Origin of the sequence: Saccharomonospora halophila 8, assembly GCF_000383775.1 — a bacterium.
GTDB classification, from domain to species: Bacteria; Actinomycetota; Actinomycetes; order Mycobacteriales; family Pseudonocardiaceae; genus Saccharomonospora; species Saccharomonospora halophila.
The window spans coordinates 1-5,003 of sequence record NZ_KB912581.1 but is presented as its reverse complement, the minus strand read 5'-3'; the positions used below and the strand labels follow the sequence as shown (position 1 = coordinate 5,003).

The following is a 5,003-nucleotide window of genomic DNA, read 5'->3' as shown; positions in this document are numbered from 1 at the left end:
GGCCCGGTCCTCCGGGGTCACCGCCCGCTCCCGCGCCCACGCTGCCGGAGCGGTGCCGACGCCGCTCAGCACCACGCCGAGGACGACTCCGCACACCAGTCCGGCCCGGGGGCCACCGCGCCGTCTCCGGCGCCGGTCAGCACTTTCGATCATGGCGTGTCGTCCCCCAGTACGTCCGTCCCGCCAGTAGACCTCCGATATTTCCGGTCGACTCGACGGAACACAATCGGCTCACCGGACGAACGCCCTGCCCACGCCGGAGTCCGGCTGCGGGATCCGCTGTCCATCCTGGTTTCTCCGGGCAGGCTGGAGGGTCACCGTCGTCGAACAGGCGCCGCAACTCACCGAGGTGGGGGCCGGGATCACACTGTGGCCGAACGCACTGCGCGCGCTCGACGAACTCGGCATGGGCCGGGCGCTGCACCCACTGCTGGCCCCGCAGGCCTCCGGCGGGCTGCGGAATCCACACGGCCGGCCTGCTCGTGCTCGAACTCGGCTTCACCGTGGCCGGTAAGGGCGGCATCGACGGCACCGACATCGGCGCGGTCAGCTCTTGTAGATGGTGCCCGCGCAGGATGGCACCAGCCGAGGCGCATCCTGAGCCAGACTTGCTTGCTATGGTGCCATTAATGTGCCAAAGTGGTGCCATGGATTTGAACGTGCACGTGGGCAGCCTGGGCCGGGAGTTCGCCACGCTCGCCGAAGCCGGTGGTGACGACGCGCGGGAGCTGGCGGAGCGTCTGGCCGGGCCGCTCGAATCGGCGATCCGGATGACCCTGCTGGACGTGCTTTCAGCAGCCGCCGACGAGGTCACCCGAGAGCTGGCCCCCGGGTCGGTCGAACTGCGCCTGCGCGGGCGCGACCCGGAGTTCGTCGTCACCGCGCCACTAGCCGAACCCTCGGACGACGCGGCTACCAGCGGCACGGAGGACACCTCGGGCGGCGTTCCCCCGATCGCCGAGGACGGCCCCGCTACCCGGATCAACGTGCGACTTCCGGAACAGCTCAAGGCGGCGATCGAGGAGGCCGCCGCACAGGAGGGACGCTCGGTCAACGCCTGGCTGGTACGCGCCGCGGCCGCCGCACTGCAGAACCCCGAGCAGTCACGGCGCACCGAACGGAGCAGCCCCGGGAAACGGTCCCAGCAACGCTTCACCGGCTGGCTGCGCTGACCACACCGCAGCCCCACACACATCCCTGACCAGCGGGGATGCGCAACCTACTCGTACTGAGGGGACGACTATGCCCAATTTCGACACACCCGAACCGATCGCGGTCGAGCTCGAACTCGGCGCGACCGGGCGCGTGCGGCTCATCGCCACCGACCGGACCGACACCGAGGTCGACGTGCGCCCGAGCGATGCGTCCGACACCTCCGATGTGCGGGCCGCCGAACGGGTCCGCGTCGAGTACGCGGGCGGGACACTGCGGATCAGGGGACCGAAGGCGCGCCCCTTCGACTTCTCCCGGGAGACCAGGTCGGTCGACGTCACCGTCGAGTTGCCCGGTGAGTCCTCGTTCTCCGGCACGGTGCAGCTGGGCAACCTCCACTGTGCAGGCTCGCTCGGCCGAACCAGGTTCAAGTCCGGCACCGGGGACCTCCATGTCGAACGCACCGGCGCGCTCCAACTGACCACGGCGACCGGGCACGTGACCGTGGATCACGCCACCGGCGACACGGAGATCCACACGGGGTCCGGCAGGGTGAGCATCGGCCGCATCGACGGGACCGCGATCGTCAAAACCTCCAACGGCGACGTCGACGTCGACGCGGTCACCGGTGACGCGCGGATCCGCTCGGCCAACGGCGACATCGCCGTCGACCGGGCGGGCGCGGATGTCGACGTGAGGACCGCCAACGGCGCCATCCGGCTGGGTGAGGTGGCCCGCGGTGCGGTCGCCCTGTCCACCGCGATGGGCTCGCTGGAACTCGGCGTCGCCGAGGGCACCGCCGCATGGGTCGACGCGGGCACCGGCTTCGGGCAGGTGCACAACCTGCTGGAGAGCACGCCCCGGCCGGACGACGCCGACGAGGTCGTCAACGTGCGGGCACGCACCTCGTACGGCGATATCACGATCCGCCGCTGCTGACCGGACCCGCGCTCCACTCGAAGGGGAACAACATGGGAACCACTCGACCGGCCGTCACGACGACCGGGTTGCGCAAATGCTTCGGCGACCACGTCGTACTCGACGGCCTCGACCTGAGCATCCCACAGGGAACGGTGTTCTCGCTGCTCGGTGCGAACGGCGCGGGCAAGACCACCACGGTGAAGATCCTGTCCACCCTGCTCGATCCCGACGGCGGGAGCGCGCGGGTCGGCGGACACGACCTCGCCACCGAACCCGACAGGGTGCGCGCGGCGATCGGCGTCACCGGTCAGTTCTCGGCGGTGGACAGCCTGCTCACCGGTGAAGAGAACCTGCGGCTGATGGCGGATCTGCACCATTTCCCCCGGCGTGACGGCCGGGAGCGCGCCGCCCGGCTCCTCGACCGGTTCGACCTCGTCGACGCGGCCGGGAAACCGGCCTCGGCCTACTCCGGGGGCATGCTGCGGCGTCTCGATCTCGCGATGACACTCGTCGGCGACCCCCGGGTGATCTTCCTCGACGAACCGACCACCGGATTGGACCCACGGAGCCGCCGGGCCATGTGGCGGATAATCCAGGACCTGGTGGCCGACGGTGTGACCCTCTTCCTGACCACGCAATATCTGGACGAAGCCGACGAACTCGCGGACCGCATCGCGGTCCTCGACCACGGCAGGCTCGTCGCCGAGGGCACCGCCGAGGAGCTGAAGCGCCGCATTCCCGGGGGGCACGTCCGGCTGCGGTTCGCCGATCAGCAGGATCTCGACGCGGCCGAGCGCGTACTCTGCCAGGCCTCGCGGGACAACGACACGCTCACGCTGCGGGTGCCCGGCGACGGCAGCCTCCGGTCCGTGAAGTCGCTGCTGGACCGGCTCGACGAACAGGCCGTCGCGGTGGACGAGTTGTCCGTGCACACCCCCGACCTCGACGACGTCTTCCTCGCCTTCACCAGCGAGCCCGACACCAGGAAGGTGACCACGTGATGGGCACTCCGACCCGCGGTCTTTCCGGGCATGTCTCACCGGGCGTCCGGTCCCACCCGCTGCGCGACTCGGTGACGATGCTGCGCCGCAACCTCAGGCACATGGTGCGGTACCCGTCGATGACGGTGACGCTCGTCGGGATGCCGGTCGTGTTCCTGCTGCTGTTCGTCTACGTCTTCGGCGGCACGCTGGGTGCCGGGCTCGACGGCATGTCCGGTGGGCGTGCCGGATACGTCAACTACGTGGCACCCGCGATCCTGCTGATGACCGTGGCGGCCACGGTCCAGGGCACCGCGATCTCGGTCGCCACGGACCTCACCACCGGCCTCATCGCCCGGTTCCGCACCATGAACATCGCCCGGGTCTCGGTGCTCACCGGGCACGTGCTGGGCAGTGTGTTCCAGGCGGTGCTCAGCCTGGCGATCGTGACCGGTGTGGCGCTGCTCGTCGGGTTCCGGCCGACCGCCGGGCCGGGTGCGTGGCTGGCCGCGGCCGGCCTGCTCGTGGCCGTGACGTTCGCGCTCGTCTGGTTGTGCGTCGCGCTCGGCCAGGTGAGCTCCAGTATCGAGACCGCGAGCAACCTGCCCATGCCGCTGACCCTGCTGCCTTTCCTCGGCAGCGGCTTCGTTCCCACCGACTCGATGCCGAACGGGTTGCGCTGGTTCGCCGAGTACCAGCCGTTCACGCCCGTCATCGAGACGCTGCGCGGCCTGCTGCTCGACACACCGATCGGACACGACGCCTGGATCGCACTCGCGTGGTGCGCCCTCATCGCCCTCGGCGGCTACCTCTGGTCCAGGAGGCTGTTCCACCGCGCACGGTGACCCCGTGTCACCCGCCCGGTCGCGGTGATGCGCTCCGGCGGCGGCACGACTCCGGGTCGCGAGTGTCGGACGGCTGCCGTAGAACGACGGCATGAGTGCTCAGCCGGACGCCGCCGCTCCCACTGCGGGAGGTTTCGTCGGCACCGCCGTCGCGCACGCCACCCGCGTTGTCCCCACCGCGTGGCCGGAGGAGACGGTGGACGACGTGCCCACCGGGCTGCGCGGGCGACGGTTCGACAGCGCCGCCGTCGTGGCGGTGTGCCGGGACGGGCGGCTGGTCGGACTGGCCACGACTGAGGGACTGTTGGCCGCCGCACCGGGGACGACGGTGGCCGACGTGAGGGACACCGATCCCCCGGTGGTGGCCCTCGGCACCGACGAGGAAGTGGCTGCCTGGACTGCGGTGCGCCGGGGTGAACCTTGCCTGGCAGTGGTGGACGAGACGGGCGGCCCACGGCCTCGTGCTTCCCGACCGGCTGATGTGGGTACGGGTCGGGGCCGCTGGCCACCGTTGTGCAGGACCTGCTGTCCATCCCGGTCTCTCCGGCCGCGCCGACCGTGGTCGTAGGCTGACCCGGCAGGTGTGCGGGGCCGAGGGGAGATGGACGTGCCGGACGCGATCGTGGTGGGCGGTGGGATCGGCGGGCTCAGTGCGGCGGTGGGACTGCGGCAGGCGGGCTGGCGGGTCACCGTGGCCGAGCGGGCGCCGGAACTCACCGAGGTGGGGGCCGGGATCACGCTGTGGCCGAACGCGCTGCGCGCGCTCGACGAACTCGGTGTGGGCGAGGCGCTGCGCCCACTGCTGGCCCCGCAGGCCTCCGGCGGGCTGCGGGATCCGCACGGCCGGGCGATCACCCGCATCGACGGCGCCGAGTTCGGACGCAGGCTCGGCAGGCCGCTGGTGGGATTGCACCGGGCACGGCTGGTGGAGATCCTGCGGGCGGCGCTGCCGGACGACGCGCTGCGCACCGGCACCGAGGTGGTCGCGGTGACCACGGACGGTGAAGTGAGTTACCGGGACGGCGACACGGCGCGGGCCGATCTCGTGGTGGGAGCGGACGGCCTCGGCAGCCGGGTGCGCGCGGCGCTGTGGCCGGGGCACGCG

5 protein-coding genes are annotated in these 5,003 nt (G+C 71.2%); all 5 read left to right on the top strand.

Annotated elements, in window-relative coordinates; genetic code table 11:
* Positions 1 to 647 precede the first annotated feature (647 nt).
* Positions 648 to 1,172, top strand: coding sequence for a YlcI/YnfO family protein (locus SACHA_RS0117875; RefSeq protein WP_019811999.1), 525 nt, complete (start codon positions 648 to 650; stop codon positions 1,170 to 1,172).
* Positions 1,173 to 1,242: 70 nt separating this feature from the next.
* Positions 1,243 to 2,091, top strand: a complete 849-nt coding sequence (locus SACHA_RS0117870) for a DUF4097 family beta strand repeat-containing protein (RefSeq protein WP_019811998.1) — start codon at positions 1,243 to 1,245, stop codon at positions 2,089 to 2,091.
* Between the two features lie 32 nt (positions 2,092 to 2,123).
* Positions 2,124 to 3,074: a daunorubicin resistance protein DrrA family ABC transporter ATP-binding protein gene (locus tag SACHA_RS0117865; RefSeq protein WP_019811996.1), complete on the top strand. Its 951-nt coding sequence runs from the start codon at positions 2,124 to 2,126 to the stop codon at positions 3,072 to 3,074.
* The gene (locus tag SACHA_RS0117860; protein WP_019811994.1) at positions 3,074 to 3,898 is read left to right on the top strand and encodes an ABC transporter permease; all 825 of its coding nucleotides are present in this window, start codon (positions 3,074 to 3,076) and stop codon (positions 3,896 to 3,898) included. Before SACHA_RS0117865 ends, SACHA_RS0117860 begins: the two co-directional genes overlap by 1 nt.
* A gap of 601 nt (positions 3,899 to 4,499) precedes the next feature.
* On the top strand, positions 4,500 to 5,003 hold a 504-nt coding region (locus SACHA_RS0117855; protein ID WP_019811992.1), incomplete at its 3' end, for an FAD-dependent oxidoreductase.

What these genes read in the sequence shown, in the direction of transcription:
- SACHA_RS0117875 (WP_019811999.1), top strand. Translation starts at nt 648, where the DNA reads ATGGATTTGAACGTGCACGTGGGCAGCCTGGGCCGGGAGTTCGCCACG.
- SACHA_RS0117870 (WP_019811998.1), top strand. Translation starts at nt 1,243, where the DNA reads ATGCCCAATTTCGACACACCCGAACCGATCGCGGTCGAGCTCGAACTC.
- SACHA_RS0117865 (WP_019811996.1), top strand. Translation starts at nt 2,124, where the DNA reads ATGGGAACCACTCGACCGGCCGTCACGACGACCGGGTTGCGCAAATGC.
- SACHA_RS0117860 (WP_019811994.1), top strand. Translation starts at nt 3,074, where the DNA reads ATGGGCACTCCGACCCGCGGTCTTTCCGGGCATGTCTCACCGGGCGTC.